This window comes from Streptomyces sp. NPDC058257, from assembly GCF_042881845.1.
Classification (GTDB): domain Bacteria; phylum Actinomycetota; class Actinomycetes; order Streptomycetales; family Streptomycetaceae; genus Streptomyces.
In genome coordinates, this window is sequence record NZ_JBHVXJ010000018.1 from 1 (window position 1) to 24,374 (window position 24,374).

General features: G+C 70.1%; 19 protein-coding genes. 8 read left to right on the forward strand and 11 right to left on the reverse strand.

What is annotated here, in order from left to right:
- Positions 1-144 precede the first annotated feature (144 nt).
- Complete coding sequence (locus ACFVXC_RS32015; RefSeq protein ID WP_389912372.1) at positions 145-537, reverse strand: winged helix-turn-helix transcriptional regulator; 393 nt, start codon at positions 535-537, stop codon at positions 145-147.
- Between the two features lie 91 nt (positions 538-628).
- On the opposite strand from ACFVXC_RS32015, the gene ACFVXC_RS32020 reads away from it, so the two are divergent.
- Positions 629-1,489, forward strand: coding sequence for an NAD(P)H-binding protein (locus ACFVXC_RS32020; protein WP_389912375.1), 861 nt, complete (start codon positions 629-631; stop codon positions 1,487-1,489).
- A gap of 195 nt (positions 1,490-1,684) precedes the next feature.
- Positions 1,685-2,695, forward strand: coding sequence for an EamA family transporter RarD (gene rarD / locus ACFVXC_RS32025; RefSeq protein ID WP_389912378.1), 1,011 nt, complete (start codon positions 1,685-1,687; stop codon positions 2,693-2,695).
- A 124-nt stretch (positions 2,696-2,819) separates the two neighbouring features.
- Here the strand turns inward: rarD and ACFVXC_RS32030 are convergent, their stop codons facing one another.
- On the reverse strand, positions 2,820-3,734 hold the full coding sequence (locus ACFVXC_RS32030) for an NAD(P)H-binding protein (RefSeq protein WP_389912381.1): 915 nt from the start codon (positions 3,732-3,734) through the stop codon (positions 2,820-2,822).
- A 101-nt stretch (positions 3,735-3,835) separates the two neighbouring features.
- Here ACFVXC_RS32030 and ACFVXC_RS32035 point away from each other — a divergent pair, with 101 nt between their 5' ends.
- The 3 genes from ACFVXC_RS32035 (at position 3,836) to ACFVXC_RS32045 (ending at position 6,667) form a co-directional block, all read left to right on the forward strand.
- Positions 3,836-4,714, forward strand: coding sequence for an AraC family transcriptional regulator (locus tag ACFVXC_RS32035; RefSeq protein WP_389912383.1), 879 nt, complete (start codon positions 3,836-3,838; stop codon positions 4,712-4,714).
- Positions 4,715-4,998: 284 nt separating this feature from the next.
- Entirely contained in the window at positions 4,999-5,940 is a 942-nt protein-coding gene (locus ACFVXC_RS32040; protein WP_389912385.1) for a M28 family metallopeptidase, read from the forward strand.
- A gap of 145 nt (positions 5,941-6,085) precedes the next feature.
- Positions 6,086-6,667 carry a flavodoxin family protein gene (locus tag ACFVXC_RS32045; RefSeq protein WP_389912388.1) on the forward strand — a complete coding sequence of 194 codons (582 nt, stop codon included), beginning with the start codon at positions 6,086-6,088 and terminating at the stop codon, positions 6,665-6,667.
- Between the two features lie 151 nt (positions 6,668-6,818).
- On the opposite strand, the gene ACFVXC_RS32050 is transcribed toward ACFVXC_RS32045, so the two are convergent.
- From ACFVXC_RS32050 to ACFVXC_RS32070, 5 genes are all read right to left on the reverse strand, one after another.
- Positions 6,819-7,655 carry an ABC transporter permease gene (locus ACFVXC_RS32050; protein ID WP_389912804.1) on the reverse strand — a complete coding sequence of 279 codons (837 nt, stop codon included), beginning with the start codon at positions 7,653-7,655 and terminating at the stop codon, positions 6,819-6,821.
- A gap of 127 nt (positions 7,656-7,782) precedes the next feature.
- A complete protein-coding gene (locus ACFVXC_RS32055; protein ID WP_389912391.1) occupies positions 7,783-8,781 on the reverse strand; it encodes an ABC transporter ATP-binding protein in 999 nt (332 codons plus the stop codon).
- A 90-nt stretch (positions 8,782-8,871) separates the two neighbouring features.
- A complete protein-coding gene (locus ACFVXC_RS32060) occupies positions 8,872-10,191 on the reverse strand; it encodes an outer membrane lipoprotein carrier protein LolA (protein ID WP_389912394.1) in 1,320 nt (439 codons plus the stop codon).
- Between the two features lie 280 nt (positions 10,192-10,471).
- Positions 10,472-11,488 (reverse strand): CHRD domain-containing protein, encoded by a 1,017-nt coding sequence (locus ACFVXC_RS32065; protein WP_389912397.1) that lies wholly within the window; start codon positions 11,486-11,488, stop codon positions 10,472-10,474.
- 220 nt (positions 11,489-11,708) lie between these two features.
- A complete protein-coding gene (locus ACFVXC_RS32070) occupies positions 11,709-12,719 on the reverse strand; it encodes a polyprenyl synthetase family protein (protein ID WP_389912400.1) in 1,011 nt (336 codons plus the stop codon).
- 406 nt (positions 12,720-13,125) lie between these two features.
- Here ACFVXC_RS32070 and ACFVXC_RS32075 point away from each other — a divergent pair, with 406 nt between their 5' ends.
- Positions 13,126-14,649: a peptide MFS transporter gene (locus ACFVXC_RS32075; RefSeq protein WP_389912402.1), complete on the forward strand. Its 1,524-nt coding sequence runs from the start codon at positions 13,126-13,128 to the stop codon at positions 14,647-14,649.
- Positions 14,650-14,668: 19 nt separating this feature from the next.
- A complete protein-coding gene (locus ACFVXC_RS32080) occupies positions 14,669-16,657 on the forward strand; it encodes a CocE/NonD family hydrolase (protein WP_389912405.1) in 1,989 nt (662 codons plus the stop codon).
- A gap of 16 nt (positions 16,658-16,673) precedes the next feature.
- On the opposite strand, the gene ACFVXC_RS32085 is transcribed toward ACFVXC_RS32080, so the two are convergent.
- From ACFVXC_RS32085 to ACFVXC_RS32095, 3 genes are all read right to left on the reverse strand, one after another.
- Complete coding sequence (locus ACFVXC_RS32085; protein WP_389912408.1) at positions 16,674-17,549, reverse strand: HAD family hydrolase; 876 nt, start codon at positions 17,547-17,549, stop codon at positions 16,674-16,676.
- Between the two features lie 332 nt (positions 17,550-17,881).
- On the reverse strand, positions 17,882-19,084 hold the full coding sequence (locus ACFVXC_RS32090) for an FAD-dependent oxidoreductase (RefSeq protein WP_389912411.1): 1,203 nt from the start codon (positions 19,082-19,084) through the stop codon (positions 17,882-17,884).
- A 177-nt stretch (positions 19,085-19,261) separates the two neighbouring features.
- Complete coding sequence (locus ACFVXC_RS32095; RefSeq protein ID WP_389912414.1) at positions 19,262-20,518, reverse strand: ATP-grasp domain-containing protein; 1,257 nt, start codon at positions 20,516-20,518, stop codon at positions 19,262-19,264.
- Between the two features lie 193 nt (positions 20,519-20,711).
- On the opposite strand from ACFVXC_RS32095, the gene fahA reads away from it, so the two are divergent.
- A complete protein-coding gene (fahA, locus tag ACFVXC_RS32100) occupies positions 20,712-22,055 on the forward strand; it encodes a fumarylacetoacetase (RefSeq protein WP_389912417.1) in 1,344 nt (447 codons plus the stop codon).
- A 139-nt stretch (positions 22,056-22,194) separates the two neighbouring features.
- Here the strand turns inward: fahA and recQ are convergent, their stop codons facing one another.
- Positions 22,195-24,204 (reverse strand): DNA helicase RecQ, encoded by a 2,010-nt coding sequence (gene recQ / locus ACFVXC_RS32105; RefSeq protein WP_389912420.1) that lies wholly within the window; start codon positions 24,202-24,204, stop codon positions 22,195-22,197.
- Between the last annotated feature and the right edge of the window lie 170 nt (positions 24,205-24,374).

Genomic DNA, 24,374 nt, shown 5'->3' on the forward strand with positions numbered 1-24,374 from the left:
GACACCCTCATGTCCGACCAACTCGACACCGCCATCGAACAGAACGGCAAAGGCGACCTCGCCGCACTCCTCGCCGGAGGCGACACCTGGACCGTCGCCGGCTGACGGCGGCCGGCACTGCCCTCTGAGCCCGGTTCTGACTTTTCAGGACCGGGCTTCGTCATACGCCTGCCTGGCTTCGTCGTACGTCTGCCGCGCTTCCTGTACGTCCGACAGGCGCCGCTCGGTCCACTCGGCGAGCGCCCGCACCTGCTCACCGACCTCGCGCCCGAGGTCGGTGAGTGAGTAGTCGACGCGCGGCGGAATGACCGGCTTGGCGTCGCGGTGCACGAGGCCGTCGCGCTCCAGGGTCTGCAGCGTCTGCGTCAGCATCTTCTCGCTGACCCGGCCGAGGGCCCGGCGCAGCTCACTGAAGCGGTACGAGCGCTCGTCCAGGGCGATCAGGACGAGCACCCCCCAGCGGCTCGTCACATGTTCCAGGACGAGGCGCTGGGGGCACATCCCGTCTTCGCCGAGGTTCCAGGTACTTACTGCCATGCCAGTACCTTACTTCAAAGTGGGTACTTTCCAAAAGTTAGCGCCCGACGTAGGCTCTTCCTCAGAACCACACCAAAGGGAGATTCCAGACATGAGCATCGTCGTCACCGGAGCCACCGGACACCTCGGCCGTCTCGTCATCGACGGGCTGCTCGACGCGCAGGTGCCCGCCGGGCAGATCGCCGCCGTAGTCCGCAACAAGGAGAAGGCCGCCGACCTCGCCGCGCGCGGTGTCGAACTGCGGATCGCGGACTACAGCGCGCCCGAGACCCTCACCGGCGTCTTCGCCGCAGGCGACAGGGTCCTGCTGATCTCCGGCAGCGAGGTCGGGCAGCGCGTGCCGCAGCACGCGGCGGTGATCGACGCCGCCCGCGCGGCGGGCGTGGCGCTGCTCGCGTACACCGGCGTCCTCGGCGGACCCGACGCCGACTTCGACCTCGCGGATGAGCACAAGGAGACCGAGCGGCTCGTCCTCGACTCCGGTCTGCCGCACACGTTCCTGCGCAACGGCTGGTACCACGAGAACTACACGGCCAACCTCGCCCCCGTCCTGGAGCACGGCGCGGTCGTCGCCTCCGCGGGCGAGGGCAGGATCGCCTCCGCCTCGCGCGCCGACTACGCGGCCGCCGCCGTCGCCGTACTCACCGGCGAGGGCCACGAGGGCAAGGCCTATGAGCTGAGCGGCGATGTCGCGTGGAGCGTCGCCGAGTACGCCGCCGAGGTCTCCCGGCAGACCGGCAAGGACATCTCGTACGCGAACGTCCCCGCCGAGCAGAACCTCGCGATCCTGACCGGCGCCGGGCTTCCCGAGCAGTTCGCCGCGATCCTCGTCGACGTGGACTCGGCGATCGAGCGAGGCCTCCTCGCCGGTACGAGCGGCGAGTTGGCCCGTCTCATCGGGCGGCCGACGACGCCTCTCGCGGACGCGATCACGGTGGCGCTCAAGAGCTGAGAGCAATGCCCCTCAAGGGCTGAGAGCGGTGGCCCTCAGGGGATGAGACCGGTGGCGCTCAGGGGCTGAGGGGGGAGCAGATCCGGGGCGAGTCGGACGTCATGAGCGTTTTCGTGAGACGGGCATGACACGGGAGTGTCTGTGCGGCTACCTTCTTGGAGGCAGCGTGGGGCTGTCACGCACCAAGGAGGGGCCGTGGACGCCGCCGCAGCTGAGCAGTCGAAGAGCGAGCAGCGCACAGGACTGCTGAACGGCATCGCGGCCTACGGGATGTGGGGCCTCGTGCCCCTGTTCTGGCCCCTGCTCAAGCCGGCCGGGGCGGGCGAGATCCTCGCGCACCGGATGGCGTGGTCCCTGGTCGTGGTCGGCATCGCCCTGCTTGCCGTGCGGCGCTGGGCCTGGGCGGGCGAACTGATCCGCCAGCCGCGCAAGCTTGGCCTGGTGACGATCGCCGCGGCGGTCATCACGATCAACTGGGGCGTCTACATCTGGGCCGTCAACTCCGGCCACGTCGTGGAGGCCTCCCTCGGCTACTTCATCAACCCCCTGGTCACCATCGCGATGGGCGTCCTGCTCCTCGGCGAACGCCTGCGCCCCGTGCAGTGGACGGCCGTCGCCGTCGGCCTCGCGGCAGTCCTCGTACTCGCCTTCGGGTACGGGCAGCCGCCGTGGATCTCGCTCTGCCTCGCCTTCTCCTTCGCCACGTACGGCCTGACGAAGAAGAAGGTCGGCCTCAGCGGTCTGGAGTCCCTCGCCGCCGAGACCGCGATCCAGTTCCTGCCCGCCGTCGGGTTCCTGGTGTGGCTCGGCGTGCGGGGCGACGCCACGTTCGGCACGGAGGGATTCGGGCACGGGACGCTGCTCGCCGCGACCGGTCTGGTCACCGCCATTCCTCTGGTCTGCTTCGGCGCCGCCGCGATCCGGGTGCCGCTCGCGACGCTTGGGATGCTGCAGTACCTCGCTCCCGTCTTCCAGTTCCTGCTCGGCATCCTGTACTTCCATGAGGCGATGCCGCCCGAGCGGTGGGCCGGGTTCGGGCTTGTGTGGCTGGCGCTGACGTTGCTGACCTGGGATGCGGTGCGCTCCGCGCGGGCCAATGCGGTGCGGTTGGCTGCCGCTAGGGCATCCGTGGCCGGGGTCCCCGTCGCCGGGCGGGAGACTGAACCGATGACTCCCGCTGCCGGGCGGGAGGAGTCCGGGGTCTGACGCCGCGGCCACCGCCTGCCCCCCTGGCACCGCCTGCCCCCCCCTGCCACCGCCTGCCACCGCGGGTGTGCCGTGGCTGTGCCGTGGCTGTGCGCGCCGTTCCCCGCGCCCCTTTGGGGCACTCTCAGCCCCAGGCCCCTGCCTCCGATGCGGCCTTCGCGTAGACGCTGAAATCCTTGGGTTCTCGGCCCAGTACGTCTCGTACGCCGCTCACCGGCGCCGCGTTGTAGCCGTCCGCCAGCCAGGCGAGTACGTCAGCGAGGGCTCGGGCCGGTTCGGCGGGGACGTCTGCCGCGGTCAGTTCCGCCACGTACTCGTCCGACGTGATGTGCTCGAACCGCATCGGGTGCCCCGACGCCTGCGACAGCTCCGCGACCGCTTCGGCGAAGCTCAGCGCGCGCGGCCCGGAGAGTTCGTAGACCCGGCCCGTGTGCCCCTCCTCGGTGAGCAGCGCGGCGGCCACGTCCGCGATGTCGTCCACGTCGATGAACGGCTCCGGCACATCGCCGACGGGGAGTGCGAGGCGGCCCGCCACGAGGGGTGCGTGGAAGATGTCCTCGTCGAAGTTCTGGGTGAAGTTGTTCGGGCGGATCACCGTCCAGTCCACGCCCGCCTCGCGCACCACGCGCTCGGCCTCCGCCATGGACGGCTCGAAGGAGTCGCCGTACACCTCGACGCCCCGCCCCGACAGGACGACGAAGCGGCGTACGCCCGCCGCCACTGCCTGGTCGACGAAGTCGGCGATCGGCTCGGGCTCGGGCGGGCCGACCAGGTAGAGGGCGGACACGCCCTCAAGGACCGGGGCCCAGGTGGAGCGGTCGGTCCAGTCGAAGCGGGTCTCACCGGAGCGGGACGCCGCGCGCACGGCCCGGCCCGCCTCCCGCAGCCGGGAGACCACGCGGCGGCCTGTCTTGCCGGTGGCGCCGAGGACGAGGATGAGGGCGCCGGATGCCGGAGGGTTCTTCGCGTGGCTCTTCGCGTTGCTCTTCGTGTTGTTCTTCGCGTTGTTCTCCGTGTTGCTCTTCGCGTTGTCGGTCATGGGTATAGCCAACTGCCTTGCCGGGCCTTGTCACATGGGCGCCCGTCTCGCCCGCATGGGAGTACGTCCACGCGAGCGGGGCCGCCGTCTACGGTGGGGGCATGGACGCTCTGGGGGATCTGCTGCGAGGGGTACGCGCTGACGGCGCGCTGTTCGGCCGCACGGTGCTGACAGGCCCCTGGGAGGAGAGCCGCAGCGAGGGGGCGGCGCTGACGCTTGTCTCGGTGGTGCGCGGCACGGCGCGGATCACCGCCGCGTCGGGGGAACCGCGCACTCTGGGGGAAGGGGCCGCGGCCGTGGTGTGCACTCCGGCCCCGTTCACGCTCTCCGCCCCGGGCGCGGGCGTGGCCCCCGAGGAGTGTGAACTGGTCACCGGCGCCTACCAGTTGGACAGTGCGGTGGGCAGGCGCCTGGTCAGCATGCTGCCGCCGCTCCTCGTGGTGCCGTCCGGCGACGACTGCACGCCCATCCTGGAGCTGATCGCCGCGGAGGTGGCCGCCGACCGGCCGGGACGCCAGTTCGTGATGGACCGGATGCTCGACTGGCTGCTGGCCTGCACCCTGCGCGAGTGGTTCGACCTGCCGGACGCCTGCCCGCCCGCCTGGTACAGCGCGCTCGGCGACGAGGTGATCGGCCCCGCCCTGCACGCCATGCACGACGAGCCCTCGCGGCCCTGGACGGTGGCCTCGCTCGCCGCACGCGCCCAGGTCTCGCGCGCCGCGTTCGCCCGCAACTTCGCCGAACAGGTCGGCAGGCCCCCGATGGCGTACCTCACCGAGTGGCGGATGACGCTCGCCGCCGAGCTGCTCGCCGAGCCGGGCGCGACGGTGGCGTCCGTGGCCGGGAAGGTCGGGTACGCGGACGGGTTCGGATTCAGCGATGCCTTCAAGCGGATCCGGGGCATCGCGCCGAGCGGCTACCGCGCCTCGCTGACCGCCCGGCGGCCGGACTCCGGCTCGCCGCTCAGGGCCGTGGGCTGACCGGCGCCCGCCCGCCCTTCCGACACCCGCCCGTCCGACGCCCGCTCCCCTGCCGCCCGCTCCCCTGCCGCTCGCCCTCCTGCCGCCCGCTCCCCCGCCGCGCACGACGATCCGACCGCCCTGCGGAACACGGCGACCGATATGCGCTCTTGACGCGCGGTCAACCTCACCCGCACCATCAGGCACGCCAATTCTGTTCGACGTTCGCGGAATTGGCGTACCCCCACGGGCCCCCACGGCCCTCCACAGAACAATCCAACAGAACAGAACACGGAGCCCCCCACATGAAGCTCTCCGTTCCCGGACGCACCACGGCAGCCGCCGTCATAGCCGTCGCCGGACTCCTCACCACCAGCGCGATATCCTCCGCGGCCCCCGCCCCGAAGGCGGCCGCCCCCGACATATCCGTGGCCAACGTCCAGGCCCACCTCTCACAGCTGCAGTCCATAGCCTCGGCCAACGGCGGCAACCGCGCCCACGGCAGCGCGGGCTACAAGGCCTCCATCGACTATGTGAAGGGCAAGCTGGACGAGGCCGGATTCACCACCTCGCTCCAGGAGTTCACCTCCAACGGCAAGACCGGCTACAACCTGATCGCCGACTGGCCCGGCGGCGACGCCGACCAGGTCGTCATGGCGGGCTCGCACCTCGACAGCGTGGACTCGGGCCCCGGCATCAACGACAACGGCTCCGGTTCGGCCGCGATACTGGAGACCGCGCTCACCGTGGCGCACGAGAAGTACAAGCCCACCAAGCACCTGCGGTTCGCCTGGTGGGGCGCCGAGGAGCTGGGGCTCGTCGGCTCCTCGCACTACGTCGACAAACTGCCCGCCGACGAGCGCTCGAAGATCAAGGACTACCTGAACTTCGACATGATCGGCTCCCCGAACCCGGGTTACTTCGTCTACGACGACGATCCCACCATCGAGAAGACCTTCAAGGACTACTACGGCGGCCTCGACCTCGCCACGGAGCCCGACGAGGAGGGCGACGGCCGTTCGGACCACGCCCCGTTCAAGGACGCGGGCGTCCCGGTCGGCGGGCTGTTCAGCGGCGCCGACTACGAGAAGACCGCCGAGCAGGCCCAGAACTGGGGCGGCACGGCCGGTGAGCCGTTCGACAAGTGCTACCACTCCGCGTGCGACACGGAGTCGAACATCGACGGGAAGGCCCTCGACCAGAACAGCGACGCCATCGCGTACGCCGTGTGGGGGCTCGCCTCCTAACCCGCCTGATCCGTTTGTCCCGTGGGCCCCACGCCCCCGGGCAGCCACCCTGGGCGAGCCACCCTGGACGTAATTACCTGCGCGTGCATATAGTGCACGCGCAGGTAATCGGCAGTCGCCTCACTTCCAGTTCCAGGGGGACCTCATGACTCGCAAGTTCCTTTTCGTACTCGGCAGCTCGCGCCCTGACGGCAACACGGAGACCCTGGCCCGCCGGGCCGCCGAGCAGCTCCCTTCGGACGTCGAGCAGCGCTGGCTGAACCTCGCCGACCATCCGCTGCCGGACTTCGAGGACCTCCGTCACGACAGCGACCACGTCCGCCCGTCCGGCAACAACATCGCGACGCTGCTCGACGCGACCGTCGAGGCGACCGACATCGTCATAGCGTCGCCCCTGTACTGGTACTCGGTCTCGGCCACCACCAAGCGCTACCTCGACTACTGGTCGGGCTGGCTGCGCACCCCCGGCGTCGACTTCAAGGCCACGATGGCCGGTCGCACCCTGTGGGGCGTGACGGCGCTGGCCGACGACCAGCCGGTCGTCGCCGATCCACTCGTCGGCACCCTGCGCAACTCCGCCGCGTATCTCGGGATGCGCTTCGGCGGCGTACTGCTCGGCAACGGCAGCAAGCCCGGCGACGTGCTGAAGGACGAGCGGGCGCTCACCGAGGCCAAGTCGTTCTTCGCGCAGGAGCCCGCACCGGCCCGCTTCCCGTTCGAAGTCTGACGCGGAGGAGCCGATGCGGATGAGCCGATGGGGATGAGGCCGATGCGGATGAGCCGATGCGGATGAGGCCGATGCGGATGAGGCCGATGAGGCCGATGAGGCCGATGAGGAGAGCGCTGACGCCGCCTACGCCGTGATGCGCTGACGCCGCCTACGCCGTGATGTCCTTCGCCCCGAACCGCGCCCACGCCGCCGAGCCGAACAGGGCCGCGTACAGGCCCTGCAGGCCGAGGTTCTTGACCAGCTCGTCCCAGTAGACGGGCTCGCGCATCAGGTCCGCGAAGGACAGCCAGTAGTGCGAGAAGAAGTACGGCTGGATGGCGTGCAGTTGGGGGATCTGGTCGAGGATCTGGACCGTGATGAGCAGGCCGACGGTCGTCGCCATCGCCGCGATGCCGCTGCTGGTCAGCGTCGACACGAAGAGGCCGAGCGCCGCCACACCGATCAGTGACGCGGCGACCACGAGGGCGATGAGCAGCGCGCGCAGCAATCCTTCGCCGTAGCTGATCGGGACGCCGGAGATCGTGGTGACCTCGCCGACCGGGAAGAGCAGCGCCCCGACGGCGAGCGCGGAGAGGGCCACTACGAGCGTCGCGACCAGGCAGAACGTCATCGTCGTTGCGTACTTGGCAAGCAGCAGACGCGTACGTCCCGCCGGGGCGACAAGGAGATAGCGCAGCGTCCCGGCGCTGGACTCGCCCGCGATGGAGTCGCCCGCGACGACGCCGACCGCCATGGGCAGGAAGAAGGGGAGCGTCGCGGCGAGCGCGGTGAAGACGAGGAACAGGCCATTGTTCGTGATCTGCGCGATGAACGCGGGGCCCCCGGCCTCGCCGCCCCCGCCGACCGTCGAGCCGTCGCTCGTCTCGATCTTGACGGCGATGCCCACGAGGATCGGCACGGCGGCGAGCACGCCGAGCAGGGCCAGGGTGCGCCAGCGGCGGAAGGTGATGCCCAGCTCGCTGCGGAAGAGCCCGAGGCTCCAGATCCGCCGGACCTCGCGCACGTCACCGCTCTCACGTACGCCGCGTTCATCGTGTTCGGCACGTATGCCATGTTCCGCGTGTTCGCCATGTTCAGCGCGTACGCCATGTCCAGCACGTACGCCGACGGCCTCATCCCGCGACATCGAAGCCCTCCCCCGTCAGTGCCACGAACGCGTCCTCCAGCGAGGCCCGTTCGACGCCGAAGCCCCGTACCCGTACGCCCGCACCGACCAGAGCGGCGTTCAGCTCCGCGAGGTCCGTGCCTGTGCCGGTGCCTGTGCCGGTGCCGGTGTCCGCGTCAGCGCCAGTGCCCGGCGGATCGCCCGTCACGCGGTCCTCCGCCACGACGAGGTCCGTCACGCCGAGCTCCTTCAGGACGCGTACGGCGTCACCCGTGTCCGGGGTCGTCACGACGAGGCGGCCCCGCGCGCCGGCGGCGAGCTCGGCCACCGGCCCCTGGATGAGCAGACGGCCCTGGGCCATCACCCCGGCGTGCGAGCAGACCTGCTCGATCTCGTCCAGGAGGTGTGAGGAGAGGAAGACAGTCGTGCCCTCGGACGCCAACTCCCTGACCAGCGCCCGGATCTCGCGCATGCCCTGCGGATCGAGGCCGTTGGTCGGCTCGTCGAGCACGAGAAGCCTGCGCGGCTGGAGCAGCGCCGCCGCGAGGCCGAGGCGCTGCTTCATGCCCAGGGAGTACGCCTTCGCCTTCTTGCCCGCGGCTGCCGTCAAGCCGACCCGGTCCAGGGCCGCTTCGGCACGGACACGGCGGGTGCGCGGGTCGGCGGTCGGATCCGCGGCGTCGTACCGAAGGAGGTTGTCGCGGCCGGAGAGGAAGCCGTAGAGGGCCGGGCCCTCGATGAGCGCGCCCACATGCGGGAGCACGGTGCGCGTGTCGCGCGGCATCGGGCGGCCGAGGAGCTTGGCCCGGCCGGAAGTCGGCTCGATCAGGCCCATCAGCATCCGAATGGTGGTCGTCTTGCCCGAGCCGTTCGGCCCGAGGAAACCGAACACGCTTCCGGCGGGGACGGTGAGGCTCAGAGCGTCCACGGCCAACTGCTTGCCGTAGCGCTTGGTGAGCGCGTCGGTCTCGATCACGCTCTCCGTCGCCACGCTGGTGCCCGGCACTCAGCCCTCCCCGCTCGAAATCGTGACGGCGGGTCCCAGGTGCCTGCCCGGCACCTGGAACCCGTCGCTCATTCGCCTTGCCGCAGCACGCTACTTCGCCGCGTTCGCCGCCTTGACCAGGGCGTCCTTGGTGACCGCGCCCGCGTAGACCTTGCCGTCCTCGGTGATGAGGGCGTTGATCAGGCGCGTCTTGAAGACCGTGCCCGAGCCGAACTCGCCCGTCACCTTGTCGCCGAGCGAGTCGAGGAGCCGCTGCGCGTCCGGCGACGCGGCGCCGGATCCGCCCGTCGGGAGACCCTGGCCGCCCGGCAGCTTCAGCTCGGCGATGGAGTTCCAGCCCTTGCCGATGACATTCAGACCGTTCAGGTCCTTCTTGCCCTCGAACTCCTTGCCTTCGAACTCCTTGCCCTTGAACTCCTTGCCCTCGAAACTGTGCTTCTTGGCCTCGGACCTGGCCTTGGCGTCGTCGCCCTCCGTGACCTTCGCGCCCTTGGGCGGCGTGAAGTCGAAGGTCGACGCGGCCGGCTTGCCGAAGTCGACCTTCGTGAAGCCCGCGTCGACGACCGCGCTGCCGCCGCTCGCCGGAGTGAGCGTGAACTTCAGCGGCGTACCCGTCTTCGAGTCCACCGCGACCGTGATCTGGCCGACCGTCGAGCCGGACTGCTTGGGCTTGATGACCAGGCGGTAGGCGTCACGGCCCGCGACCTGCGCGGTGCCGTCCACCTTCACCGACGTCGTGCCGTCGACCGCCTTCAGGGCTTCCTGGGCCAGTTCCTTGGGGGTGGAAGGGACGCCCTTGGGGATGTCCTTGGGGATGTCCTTGGGGATGTCCCTACGGCTGTCCTTCTTGCCGGAGTCCCCGGCCGCCTTGCCCGCCGACTCGGAGTGGTACGCCTCGTTCGACTTGCTGTCGTAGGCCCACACGTCGTCGCCGTTGTGGATCAGGCTGTACTCGGCTGCGTCGTCCAGGACGGACAGCTTCTGCTTGTCGGGGCCGTCGGCGGCGACGCGCAGCGTGTGCGTGCCGGACGCCAGCTCCATCAGCTTGGACTGCGGGTCGGCGGCCGAACCCCCGCCGTCCGCGCCCTTGCCGCCCCCGCCGCCCCCGCCGCCCGGGGCGAAGCCGCCGGCCATGTCGCCGCCGAAGGACGGAAGGCCGAGGTCGGTGCTGATCTTCACGTTGCCCGAGAGCTGCTGCGTGTCCGACGCGGCGATCTTCTCGATCAGTTGCTGTGCGGTGACATCGGGCAGGTCGGGGTCGCCCGACGTGGCGAGCGCCGGGACGAGACCGATGGTCGCCGCCGCCACCCCCGCCACCGCGACGGGGACCACGTAACGCGCCGCTTTTCTGCGGCCTACGCGCAGTTCCCCGGTCTCACTGGTGTTCTGCTCCGGTTCGTACGGTGCCATTGTGTGCCCTACCTCCGTGGTCGGCGGCGGCCTTCCCAGTACGTGCGTGCGTCCACCCCGCGCCGCCATTCTCACCCGAATAGGTCAGGAGTGGTTGTTCTTGCTGGACCTTGCTGGTGTCTATACGACCAAATCGGCCAGCGAGAAGCGTCAGACCCCGGGAGCAACTCCACGTACTGCTGTGGGATGACACGGAGCGGTGGCGCCTCCCCCATCCCGTAGGGGAGACACCACCGAGACACCACCGGGGGCGCCACCGAGCCACCACCGACCAGGCGGGTCAGCGCTGCACGAACACGTAGTCAGCCTTGTACGGCACCTTCGCGATGGCGCCCGGCCTGCACTCACCCACCGGTGCGACCCCGCCCACCGTGTTCAGACGCAGGATCTCCGCGGTGCCGGCCAGCAGCCCGTGCCGCTTACCGGTCCGCGTCGCCGCCAGGTCGAGTTCGGGGATGTTCTTGTCGCCGTTCGGGGTCTTGGAGATCAGCTTGCCGGTGACCTGGCTGCGGTCGGGGGCCGTCCAGCGCGGGGTGCCGGAGTTGGGGGCGACGAAGTCGTGCGCGATGCCGCCGCCGAGCCGGGCGCGCACGTCACGCTGCGCGAGGGCGAACTTCCCTGAGCCGTCCTCGGCCTTCCTGCACTCGTAGATCTGCTTGCCCTGGATCACCGAGGCCTGGAAGTTGGCCGCCGCGTTGCGGAAGTCGAAGTTCGTGGTCACCGTGTGGAGCTGGCCGCGGACCGCGCCGCCCGGGAACTCGGCGGTGTGCAGGTTGGCGTAGAAGCTGCCGGGGTCCGCCTTCAACTGCTTGAGCAGCGCCGCGTCGTCGACCCTGACCGTCCCGGAGACGCGGTTGCCCTCGCTCTTACCCTCGCCCTCGCCCTTGCTCTTGCCCTTGTCGAGCAGCTTGGTGAACTCGATCTTGATGCCGCCGTTGGTGCCCTTGGCGCCCTGGTGGAGGTGGAGGGCGGTCGGCCTGCCGGTGCCGCGCCACTTGACGCTGACCGACACCTTGTCGCCCTTGACCTTGACGAACTCGAGCGCCCTGCCGTCCTTGTCGCCCACCGCGGGACCGCCCTGCACCGGCACCTCGTCCGCGCCGTTCATGCTCGCCACGAAGACGGACCCACCGCCGCCGGCGCCGCCGCTGCCGGCGGCACTGCCGCTGTGCGCGACGGCGGGCGGCGCCACGACCGCCATGCCCGCCACACCCACCGCTGCGGCGACGGCCGCACCGACGGCCAGCAGAGCCCGCCGACGGTTCGCAAAAGTCCCGGAGGTCGCAAAATTCTCCATGCCCATGATCTGAATTCCCCCCTGCCTGAGCCGGCGCCCCACAGCGCCGACTTCCGGGCATAGGTACGGAATAGATCTGAACCTGGACTCAATCCAAATGGGACAGAATGTGTGACGTAAGTCACACACGGCAGGACCTCGGACCAGCCCGATCAGCCAGCCCAATCAACCCGCCAGCCCGATCAGCCAGCCCAATCAACCCGCCCGAACGGCCGTCCGATCAACCCGCCCGGTGCACCACAAGATCGCAGAGCTCGACGAGCGACGTCTTCGCGTCGCAGTCCCGCAGCGGCGCGAGCGTCGCCCGTGCCTCCTCCGCGAACCGCACTGTGTCCTTGCGCGCCTGCTCCAGGGCCGGGTGGGCCCGCAGTCGAGTCAACGCCTCGGCGTGCCGCGCGTCGTCCGTCAGGTCCGAGTCGAGGAGCTCGCTCAGGGCGATGTCATCGGCGAGCCCGAGCTTCTCCACCCGCTCGCGCAGGCGCAGGACCGGAAGGGTGGGGATGCCTTCACGGAGGTCAGTGCCGGGCGTCTTGCCGGACTCGTGCGAGTCGGACGCGATGTCCAGTACGTCGTCGGCGAGCTGGAAGGCGACGCCGAGCCGCTCGCCGTACTGGGTCAGGACGTCCACGACGGTCTCGTCGGCGCCCGACATCATGGCGCCGAAACGGCACGCCACGGCGACGAGCGAACCGGTCTTGCCGCCGAGCACGTCGAAGTAGTGGTCGATCGGGTCGCGGCCCTCGGTCGGTCCCGCCGTCTCCAGGATCTGGCCGGTGACCAGGCGTTCGAAGGCCTCCGCCTGGATGCGGACGGCGTCAGGACCGAGGTCGGCCAGGATGTACGAGGCGCGGGCGAACAGGAAGTCACCGGTGAGCACGGCGACGGAGTTGCCCCAGCGCTGATTGGCGCTCTCGACTCCGCGGCGCACGTCCGCCTCGTCCATCACGTCGTCGTGGTAGAGCGTCGCGAGGTGCGTGAGCTCGACGACGACGGCGGAGGGCACGACACCCTGCGCGTACGGATCGCCGAACTGCGAGGAGAGCATCACGAGGAGCGGCCTGAACCGCTTGCCGCCCGCGCGCACCAGATGCTGCGCGGCCTCCGTGATGAAGGGGACCCCGCTTTTGGTGGCGTCGAGCAGACCTTCCTCGACGGCCGCCAATCCGGCCTGGACATCGGCTTCGAGAGCCTGGTCCCGCACGCTGAGGCCGAAGGGCCCGACGACGGTCACGAGGGGTTCTCCTGTCTGCTGACGATCACAAGTCGGTCACTCGGTCGATCATCACTCGGTCGATCTTTGCGCGATGACGGGGTCGATGACACGGTTTGTCGATGTGTCGCTGCCATCACACAAGTCAGCGTATCCGGTCCCCTTTCGATCACAGTGGGCACCCGCCTGTGCAATGCCGCCCAGGCGACGTGCGATCACCACCGGTATGTTCTTGATCAGCTGATACGACACAGAAGACCGCATCACCCCGCAATCCCCGTTATCCGCGTGATCCCAGGGATCCCCCCGATCTCCGTGATCCCCGCAATCCCCGCAATCCCCCCGATCTCCACGATCTCCACGATCTCCACGATCCCCGCAATCCCCGAAAGCCCCATGAACAACGGAACGACCGGGAGCAGAACCTTTGTCCCGCACTGAGGCCGACGCCGAACCGCCCGCGGAGCCGCCGACGAACCCGACGGAGCCACCGCCCGCCGACGACCACGCCTTCTTCGGGCAGCCGCGCGGGCTGCTCACCCTGTCGGGTCTCGAGGTCTGGGAGCGCTTCTCGTTCCTCGGCATGCAGGCCATCCTCGTCCTGTACTTCGCGGACTCCGTCGCGCACGACGGCATGGGCATGGATTCCGGGACAGCCGCCTCGGTTTCGGCGGCGTACGGAACGCTCGTCTATCTGGTGTCGGTGGCGGGCGGCTGGCTCGCCGACCGGATCCTCGGCTCGTACCGCGCGGTCCTGTGGGGCGGCATCCTCATCGCCTGCGGCCACTACTCGATGGCGATCCCGACGGCGACGATGACCTGGGTGGGCCTCGGCCTGATCAGCGCGGGCACCGGCCTCCTGAAGCCGAACGTCGCCTCGATGGTCGGCAAGCTCTACCGCACCGACGACCAGCGGCGCGACGCGGGCTTCGCGCTGTACTACATGGGCATCAACATCGGTGCCTTCGCGGGCCCGCTGATCACCGGCTGGCTCGGCGACCACAAGGGCTGGCACTGGGGCTTCTCGGCGGCCGCGATCGGCATGACCTTCGGGCTCGTCCAGTACGTCCTGGGCCGCCGCCACCTCGCGGGACGCAAGGCATCGGCCGAATTCGCGCTGCCCAGGGAGGCGATGCGCCGCGCGGTCGTCCTGATCGTCGTGGGCGCCGTCGTGTTCGCCGCCCTCGCGGCTCTCCTTGCCGCCGTCGGCTGGCTGACGATGGACCGCTTCGTCGACGTGCTCACCGTCATCTCGGTGATCGCGCCGGCCGTCTACTTCACGGTCATGTTCCGCAGCCCGCGCGTGAGCGCCGAGGAACGCGGCCGTCTGAGGCCATACGTGGTCCTCTTCGTCGCCTCGGTCGTCTTCAACTTCATCCTCTTCCAGGCCTACTCGACGATGATCCTGCTGGCATCGACGAACGCCGAGACGTCGATCCTCGGCTTCACCTTCCCCGCCAGCTGGTACGCCTCCGCCCTCGGCGCCTTCGAGGTCGCGCTCGCCCCCGTCGTCGCCGCGGTCTGGGCCCGGATGGGCCCCCGCCAGCCGCACGCCTCCAACAAGATCGCGTTCGGCGTGATCCTGGGCGGCCTGTCGTTCATCCTGATGGTCCTGCCGACCTCGGGGCACGGCGACGGCTCGTACAAGATGGCGGTCTGGTGGATCGTCGGCTCCTACCTGCTGCTCGGCCTCGGCGACATCCTCGTGGAGACGTCCGGCATGTCGGCCACGACGAAGCTCGCCCCGCAGGCCTTCGCCAGCCAGACCATGGCCCTCTGGTTCCTCTCGCTCGCCCTCGCCAACGGCATTCAGGCACAGGTCGTGAAGGTGTACGGAGAGGTCTCCAACCCGGCGTACTTCGGCGTCAACGGCGCGATCGCGGTCGCCGCCGGCGCCGCCGTCGTCCTGCTCGCCCCGTGGCTCCGCCGCACCATGCACCCCGTCCACTGAGGACACTGAGGTTCCCCCCATGCAGATTCGCCAGTCCTTCCCGTACGAGACCACCCGCGAGGACGTCCAGATCCCCCTCCCGGACGGCACCAGGCTGTACGCGCGCATCTGGCGCCCGGTGACGGACGAACCCGTCCCCGCACTCCTGGAGTACCTCCCCTACCGCCTGAGCGACTGGACGGCGCCACGCGACTTCCAGCGCCATCCCTGGTACGCGGGCCACGGATACGCCTCCGTGCGCGTGGACGTGCGGGGCCACGGCAACTCGGAGGGCATGCCGGGCGACGAGTACTCACCGGTCGAGCTGGCCGACGGGGTCGAGGTCGTCAACTGGCTCGCCGAGCAGCCCTGGTGCTCCGGCAAGGTCGGCATGTTCGGCATCTCCTGGGGCGGCTTCAACTCCCTCCAGATCGCGGCCCTCGCGCCCGAGCCGCTCAAGGCGGTCATCACGGTCTGCTCCGCGGACGACCGTTATGACAACGACGTGCACTACATGGGTGGTTCCGTCCTCGCGGTGGATATGCACGCGTGGGCGGCGACGATGCTCGCCTTCGTCTCCCGTCCCCCGGACCCGCTGTTCGTCGGCGACCGCTGGCGGGACATGTGGCGCAGCCGCCTCGAAGCGGTCGACCCCTTCATCCACACCTGGCTCGACCACCAGACCCGTGACGCCTACTGGCGGCACGGCAGCGTCTGCGAGGACTACTCGGCGATCGACGCGGCGGTGCTCGCGGTGGGCGGCTTCCACGACCCCTACCGGGACACGGTCCTGCGTCTGGTCGAGCACCTGCCGGGCGACGTCCGGGGATTGATCGGCCCGTGGTCGCACCAGTACCCGGACCGGGGCCTGCCGCCGGGCCCGGCGATCGGCTTCCTCCAGGAAACTTTGCGCTGGTGGGACCAGCACCTCAAGGGCATCGACACGGGTGTCATGGCCGAGCCGAAACTCCGCTCCTGGATCAGCGATTCCCACCCCCCGGCGACCGTGTACGCGCAGCTGCCGGGCGGCTGGGTGGGCGACCCCTCCTGGCCGTCCCCGAACGTCACACCGACCCCCTACGCCCTCCAGGGCCAGCCCCTGGTGGTCGACTCCCCCCAGCACACGGGGCTGGACGCGGGCCGCTACTTCCCCTTCGGCAACGACGCGGACCTGCCGCCGGACCAGCGGGACGAGGACGCGAAATCGGCGTGCTTCGAGTTCGAGGTCCCCTCGGCCGTACGCATCCTGGGCCGCCCCAGGGTGACGCTGCGCCTGACGATGGACGTCCCGGCGGGGCAGGCGATCGCGCGGGTGTGTGACGTGGCCCCGGACGGCTCGTCGACCCTGGTCACGCGAGGTGTCCTGAACCTCTCGTCGCGCAACGGCAGGGACCGGGTGGACCCGTGGCCGGTCGGCGGGACGGAGGACGTGACGTTCGAACTGAACGCCATCGGCCACACCTTCCCGCCGGGCCACCGCATCCGGCTCGCGGTGTCGTCCGCGTACTGGCCGTGGATCTGGCCGCAGGCGGACTCGGCGGGCTTCACCCTCGACCCGGCGGGCAGCGCACTGGAACTCCCGGTGCGCGAAGGCGACTTGGACCCGTCGATCACATTCCCTCCGCCCGAGCAGTCGGAGCCGCTGGAAGTGGTGTACCCGGCGACGCTCGACGAGCCGCGCCCCGAGCGCCTGGTCGTACGCGATGTGGCGAAGGGCGAATGGCGCCTGGAGGTGGACCCGCGCTATGGCGGTACACGCGTCTACCCCGACGGCCTCGAATTCACCGAGGACGCCGTGGAGACGTACACGATCAACGAGTCCGATCCCCTCAGCGCCCGCACCCGGTCCGACTGGACGATCCGCCTGCACCGCCCCGAGCTGGCATGGGACGTGTCGATCAACTCCCGCTCGGAGATCACCTGTGACGCGACGGACTTCATCACGTCGAACGAGGTGGTGTGCAGGGACGGGGCCGAGGTGGTGTTCCACAGGACGTGGGAGAAGCGGATCCCGAGGACGGCGGGGTAGACGGCGGGGCAGAGCTCTACTCCGCCACGGATTCCACCCCGGATTCCGTCACGGACTCCGGGGTGGAATCCGTGGCGGACTCCGTGGCGGCGAGCAACCGCTCAAGCACGACGGCCACCCCATCATCCTCATTGGACGAAGTCACCTCATCGGCGGCGGACTTGAGGTCGGGGTGGGCGTTGGCCATGGCGACCCCACGGGCCGCCCACACGAACATCGGCACGTCATTGGGCATGTCCCCGAAGGCGATGGTGTCCTCGGAGCTCAGCCCGAGCCGCTCGGCGGCGAGGGCGAGCCCGGTCGCCTTGGTCACCCCGCGCGGCTGGAGCTCGACGGTGCCCGGCCCGGACATGGTGACGGTGGCGAGGGACCCGACCGCATCGCGCGCGACGGCGGCCAACTCGTCGTCGTTCAGCTCGGGGTGGCGCAGCAGCACCTTGCTGATGGGCTCGGCCCAGAACGCGTCACGCTTGTGGACACGCACCGCGGGCAAGGTGGGGTGCGGCATCAGATACCCCGGCTCGATGAGGGTGAGCCCGTCCACGCCGTCCTGGTCCACGGCGGCGTAGACCTGCCCGATCTCCGCCTCGATCTTCCCGAGCGCGGCCTCGGCGAGCTCACGGTCGAGCGTCACGGACCAGACCATGCGGTCGGCCCCGGCGTCGTACAACTGCGCCCCCTGCCCGCATACGGCCAGGCCACCGCCCCCCAGATCATCGAGGAGCGGCTTCACGCGCGGCGCGGGCCGCCCGGTCACCACCAGGTGACGCGCCCCCGCATCCGCGATCGCCGTCAACGCGGCCAACGACCGGTCGGAGACGGTGTCGTCGCCGCGCAGCAGCGTTCCGTCCAGGTCAGTGGCGATAAGTGAATATGCGAGGGGGGCAGCCATGATCCAGAGAATACGGATCCCCGGCGATGCTGAAAGCAATGTAACGGGAGCTGTGACGCGAGCAGTGCGCTGGTCGCACCACCGGCGCTCACCGGATTCACCGAGACGTGTCTCCCTCAACCGGCCCTACCGTAGTGCTTCCCCCGGAACGGACACCGGAGATGGCATGACGCAGCTGCCGACGCGAGAGCCGACGCACGAGCCGACGCACGGGCCGGCGCACGAGGCCCTCGCACCTCTGAGCGACACCATGTTGGAGTACTACCGCGAGATGGCGGCCGTCATGGTGAAGCTGTTCGGGATGCGTCGGACGGAGGCCGTCGCACCCCGCGTCAGCCGTGCACCCGCGCCACATGCCCCGCCACCCGGGGCGAAGCGAACTCCGTGCCGCACACGAACCGCATCACAGGGCCGTACGACCCCGCCGCCGGGAGGCCGGTGAAGTACAGGCCCGGGGTCGATGAGACATAGCCCGCGCCCAGCTTCGGTGTGCCCCGGCTCGTGGCGAGCCGGGCGCGGAGTGCGGGGCCGAGGAAGTCCATCGCGGCGATGTCGACCCGGTAGCCCGTCGCCGCTATGACGTGGTCGGCGGAGAGTTCGCGGACGCGACCGCCCAGGGTCTCCACCTTCAGGACGGGGTTGCCGTCCTGGACCTCCGCCGATGTGATGCGCCGGACCTCACACGTCTCGACCTTGCGCTCGAAGCGCTCGCGCAGCCACCACGCGCCCAGCGGGCCGAGAATGCGGCGGACCAGGAAGTGGCGTGCCTGCGGGGGCAGATAGCGGAAGGGGTGGGGGTAGTAGCTGAGCGCGTAGAGCGACCAGGCGCGACCGAAGGGCGACTCGGGGCGCAGCTTCGGCTGCTTCCACGGGGGCTCGCCGAAGGCCACCGATCCCTTGCCGCGCGCCACCACCCGTACGTTGGCGCCCGCTTCGGCGGCGAGCGCGGCCGTCTCCAGGGCCGACTGCCCCGCGCCGACCACGATCAGCTCGCGCCCCGCGAACCGCGACAGGTCGCTGTGCTGCGAGCTGTGCGATACGGGCCCCGTGGGGGTCGGCCCGTCCGGCACGGCCGACGCGAGCGCGGGAGGCAGTTGCGCGAGGCCCGAGAGGCCGGTGGCGACGACGACCGCTCGGGCCGTGAACTGCTCGCCGGAGTCCAGCTTCAGGTCGAAGCCCTCCGTGCCCTTGCGGTCGACCGACACCACCCGCACCTGCTCCAGGTCGGGCACGAGCTTCTCCTTGAACCACTCCCCGTAGGCGATGAAGGTCTCGACGGGGATGATGTCCTCGTCGGTGACCAGTGGCGGTATCCCCGCGGCCTTGCAGTAGTCGACAAGCTTGTGGCCGCCCTGAGGCGCGTCGATGTTCGAGGCCACCGGGGTCGATTTCAGGACCATCCCCGCGGGCATGTGCGCGCGCCAACTCACCATCGGGTCACCGAAGACCCGCGCCGGGATGCCCCGGGCCCGTAGATGGGCCGCGGTGGACAGGCCGAACGGCCCCGCCCCGATGACTGCTACTGGATTGATCACGAAGTCCCTCCCCAGGACGTCACTTGTCGCGTGTGCCTACTTCGTGTGGTGCTGGTGCCGGTGCCGGTGCCGGGTTCAGTCGTGGTGGCCGGCCCGTCGTGCTCGCGCTGTAGTGGCCAGCCCGCCGTGCTCGCGCTGTGGTCGTGGTCGTCAGCCGTCGTGTTCGCGCTGTGGTGGTCAGCCCGTCGTGCTTCCGCGTCTCTTGGTTCGCCAGAGCTGATACAGGTGCTTCACCCCCGGTCGTACGAATCTCGCGAGCATCGTGAAGAACGGCTTCATGTCGTCCGCCGCGAGCCAGGCCAGCTCCGTTCCGCTCGCGTGCGGGGGCGCGTGCGGTGTGGTGTATCCGCTGCGGCGGTAGGCCAGGAGTGCGGGCAGGTCGATGTTCTCGACGACATAGCGGTGACCGGCGCGTTGTTCCCCCTTGGGTACGGCGCGCCCTGTCAGATGCAGGTGCATCGCGCGGACGACGTCTATCCCGGACTCGTTCTCGAAGAGCCGGAACTGCGCGCCCATGCGAGGGTTGAAATCGAGCAGTTTGTACTGGCCGTCGCGCCGGTCGAAGCGCAGGTCCAGGTCGATGACGCCGGTGAAGCCGATCTGCTTGATGAAACGGGCGGCGAGGTCCGCGAGTTCCGGATTGTCGACGACGTACGCGTTCGCCGTCATTCCCGCGTGCGGCGGCCAGGAGCGCACCTTGACGCCGGTGAACAGCGCGCGCGGCGTCGAGTCCTCGTCGAAGTACGCGTGCACGATCCAGTCCTCGGCCTGCTCCCGCGGCAGATACTCCTGCAGTATCACTCCGGGCCGCTCGCCCCAGTCACGGGCGAGGCCGAGCAGGCCCCCCGGGGTCTCGATGCGCGTCGTCCCGTTCACCGCGGGCCGGGAGCGGCGCGTGAACGCCTCGCGGTTCTTGGCGACCACCGGGAAGACCGCGGAGGCGGCGAACTCCTCTATGTCCCTGAAGCTTTCGGGGAAGGAGGCGGCCGGCGAGGCGATGCCGTGCTCCACACACAGCTCGTGCAGGCCCTGCTTGCTCGCGAGGCGGCGGGGTAACTCGGGCTCCACGCGCGGGAAGAGGAACCCCGCGCCGCGCAGCGCGTCCTGGTGCTCGGCGATGAGGACGGCCGCTTCCTCGTCGGTCGGGATCAGGACCGTGGGCCTGCCGATCCGGCGGGCGATGCGCAGCATCCCCTCGACGAGCCGCTGCGGATCCTCCGCCCCGGTGGTCGGCCAGGGAAAGGCGCGGGTGAGGTGGCGCGAGGCCGCGGCCGGTGTGTAACGGTCTTCCGTGATCGCGTACATGGGCACGCCGAGCCGCCCCAGACTGCGGATCGCGCCCACTCCGCCGTGGTGCAGCGGATAGTTCCCGAACTTCACGATCAGGCCGGGCACCTCACGGTCGACCGTGAAGGGCACGACGTCGTTCCTCATGGCCACGGGTCCCCCCACGTGTCCCTCCGTCCGACCCGGACCCACCCCGTCCGCGTCCCCCAAAGGACGCTAAGCCGGAACTGACCCCTCCAGCAAGGCTTATTCGGACATTGCGAACTCTTTAGTCACTGCCCCAACCGGGGCTTCCCACGTAACGTGTGGCACACCCATATGGAAAGCGAGGCAGGTACGCATGTCCGAGCACACCCCGCTCGACCCGGCCGGGAGCAACCCTTCCGCCCCCTCCGTAGGCGACCCCTTCGCTCTCGCGGAGGGCGATCCCTTCGGGCCGCACAACCTCCCGTACGGCGTGTTCTCCCTGGCCGGAGCCCCAGCCGAAGCCCCAGCCGGTGACTCGTCCACGCGCTCGGTCACGGGCTCGGTCGGAGCCGCGGAACGCCGTGTCGGTGTACGACTCGGTGATCACGTCCTCGACGCAGGCGCCGCGGCCGCCGCGCTCGGCTCGCCCTACGTGTCGCTGCTCGCCGGGCCCACGCTCAACCCGCTGCTCGCCGCGGGCCGCACGGCGTGGTCCGATGTGCGTCGTGCGCTCACCGCGTGGGTGACGATTCCGGCTCACCGCGAGGTCGTACGCCCCCTGCTGTACCCCCTGTCCGAGGTCACCCTGCACCTCCCCTTCGAGGTCGCGGACTATGTGGACTTCTACGCCTCCGAGCACCACGCGACGCATCTGGGGCAGATCTTCCGCCCGGACTCACCGACTCCGCTGACCCCCAACTGGAAGCACCTGCCGATCGGTTACCACGGCCGGTCCGGCACCGTTGTGGTCTCCGGGACTGAAGTGGTACGTCCCAAGGGGCAGCGCAAGGCTCCCTCGGAGACAGCGCCGGTCTTCGGGCCCTCCGTCCGCCTCGACATCGAGGCCGAGGTCGGCTTCGTCGTGGGTACGCCTTCGGAGCTGGGCACGCCGGTGCCGCTCGCGGACTTCCGGGAGCACGTCTTCGGGCTCAGCCTCCTCAACGACTGGTCGGCGCGCGACATCCAGGCCTGGGAGTACGTTCCGCTCGGACCGTTCCTCGGCAAGTCCTTCTGCACCTCCGTCTCGGCGTGGATCACCCCCCTCGAGGCCCTGGACACGGCGCGGATCGCCCCTCCGGCGCGCACGCACGAACTCCTGCCCTACCTGGACGATTCGGCGGAGTCCGTCGCGGACGAGCCCGCCGGCTACGACCTGCGCATCACCGTGACCCTGAACGGCCACGTCATCTCCGAGCCCCCCTTCTCCACCGTGTACTGGACGGCCGCCCAGCAGCTTGCCCACATGACCGCGAACGGTGCGTCCCTGCGCACGGGCGACCTGTACGGCTCGGGCACGGTGAGCGGCCCCTCCGACGGGCAGTACGGCTCCCTGATCGAGATCACCTGGAACGGCCGCGACCCGCTTGTCCTCCCGGACGGGAAGCGGACGTTCCTCGAGGACGGCGACGAGGTCACGCTCACGGCATGGGCCCCCGGCCCGGACGGCACCCGGGTCGGCCTCGGCGAAGTCTCCGGCAGGGTCGCCTCGGCCCACTGAGACGCCTGCCGGGATCCTTGGGGCCGGGGGGGCCGGGTCAGGGACCCGGCCCCCTTCTCGGACTCCCTCTGACGTCAGTGCCCTGAAGGGGCGCGGAGAACTGCGCGACCAGCCACCACGGTGCCGCCGACGAGGCTGCTCAGAAGTCCTCCGGCGGCTCCGGCCACTCCTCCTCCGGGGCGTCATCCGGGTACTCCGGGGCTCGGGCGGCGGCCTGCGGGGCCGGGGCGGGCCGCGGGACCCGCGCCGGCTCCGCACCGACCGGCCCGGAGGGCTCCACGCCCCCGGGCAGCCCCGCGAGGACCTCGAGCACGCCCTCCCCGTACGTAGCCAGCTTCTTCTCGCCCAGGCCACTGATGCCGCCCAGTTCCGCCAGGGACGAGGGTCGCAGTGTGGCGATCTCCCGGAGCGTGGCGTCGTGGAAGATCACGTACGCCGGGAGGCCTAGCTCCTTGGCCTGCGCGCCGCGCCACGCGCGCAGCGCCTCGAACACCGGCACCGCCTCCTGGGGCAGCTCGGCGACGGCCGCCGCTGCCTTCGCCTTGCGCTCCCCCTTCGCGGCCTTCGCCGCGGCGGGCCGCTTCGCCTCCTTGCGCAACCGCACCTCCCGCTCCCGGCCGAGGACTGAACCGCTCTCCTCGGTCAGGACCAGCGTCCCGTACTCCCCCTCGACCGCGAGCAGGCCCTGCGCCAGCAACTGCCGCACCACGCCGCGCCAATCGGCCTCCGCGAGCTCCTCGCCGATGCCGAAGACCGAGAGCTGGTCGTGGTCGAACTGGATGACCTTGGCGGTCTTCTTGCCGAGCAGGATGTCGATGATCTGGCCCGCGCCGAACTTCTGACCGCGCTCGCGCTGGAGGCGCACGATCGTGGACAGGGCCTTCTGGGCCGCGACCGTGCCGTCCCAGGTCTCCGGCGGGGTGAGGCAGGTGTCGCAGTTGCCGCAGGACTGTCCGTCCGCGTCCTGGCCGAAGTACGTGAGGAGCTGGGCCCTGCGGCACTGGGCCGTCTCGCACAGCGCCAGCATCGAGTCCAGGTGCGCCGCCGCCCGGCGGCGGAACGCCTCGCCCCCCTCGCTGCTCTGGATCATCTTCCGCTGCTGGACCACGTCCTGCAGGCCGTACGCCATCCAGGCCGTGGAGGGCTGTCCGTCACGGCCCGCACGGCCCGTCTCCTGGTAGTAGCCCTCGACCGACTTCGGCAGGTCGAGGTGGGCGACGAACCGGACGTCCGGCTTGTCGATGCCCATGCCGAAGGCGATGGTGGCGCAGACGACCAGGCCCTCCTCCCTCAGGAAGCGGGACTGGTGCGCGGCGCGCGTCCCACCGTCCAGGCCCGCGTGGTACGGAACGGCCTCGATGCCGTTCTTGCTCAGGAACTCGGCGGTCTTCTCGACCGAATTGCGCGAGAGGCAGTAGACGATGCCCGCGTCGCCCGCGTGCTCCTCCTTGAGGAAGGACAGGAGCTGCTTCTTCGGCTCGGCCTTCGGCACGACGCGGTACTGGATGTTGGGCCGGTCGAAGCTCGCCACGAAGTGCTTCGCGTCCGGCATGCCGAGCCGCTCGGTGATCTCGCGGTGCGTGGCGTGTGTCGCGGTGGCCGTCAGGGCGATGCGGGGCACGTCCGGCCAGCGCTCGCCGAGCAGGGAGAGCGCCAGATAGTCCGGGCGGAAGTCGTGGCCCCACTGCGCCACGCAGTGCGCCTCGTCGATCGCGAAGACGGAGATCTTGCCGCGGGAGAGCAGATCGAGCGTCCCGTCGAGGCGCAGCCGCTCCGGCGCCAGATACAGCACGTCGAGCTCCCCCGCGAGGAACTCGGCCTCCATCACACGCCGCTCGTCGAAGTCCTGCGTGGAGTTGATGAACCCTGCCCGCACGCCCAGTGCCCGCAGCGCGTCCACCTGGTCCTGCATGAGCGCGATGAGGGGGGAGACGACCACGCCCGTGCCGGGCCTGACCAGGGCGGGGATCTGATAGCAGAGCGACTTGCCGCCGCCGGTGGGCATCAGCACGACGGAGTCACCGCCCGCGACCACGTGGTCGATGATCGCTTCCTGCTCACCGCGGAACGCGTCGTACCCGAAGACGCGGTGCAGCGTCCGCAGTGCGTCGCTCTCCGCCACCGCGACCGGTGCGGTCACCTCGCTCATGCCATCGATCCCATCCATCGCCCTGCCCCCGTACGTCGCGCTTCGACCACTGCCTCCACGATAGGGCTCCGCACCGACACCTCCGGAAGTTATCCACAGGCCGCCGCCCGGCACCCTTGTCGGACAGGGTGCCGGGCGGCGGCCAAGCAAAGGCGAGTAGAACAGGTGGA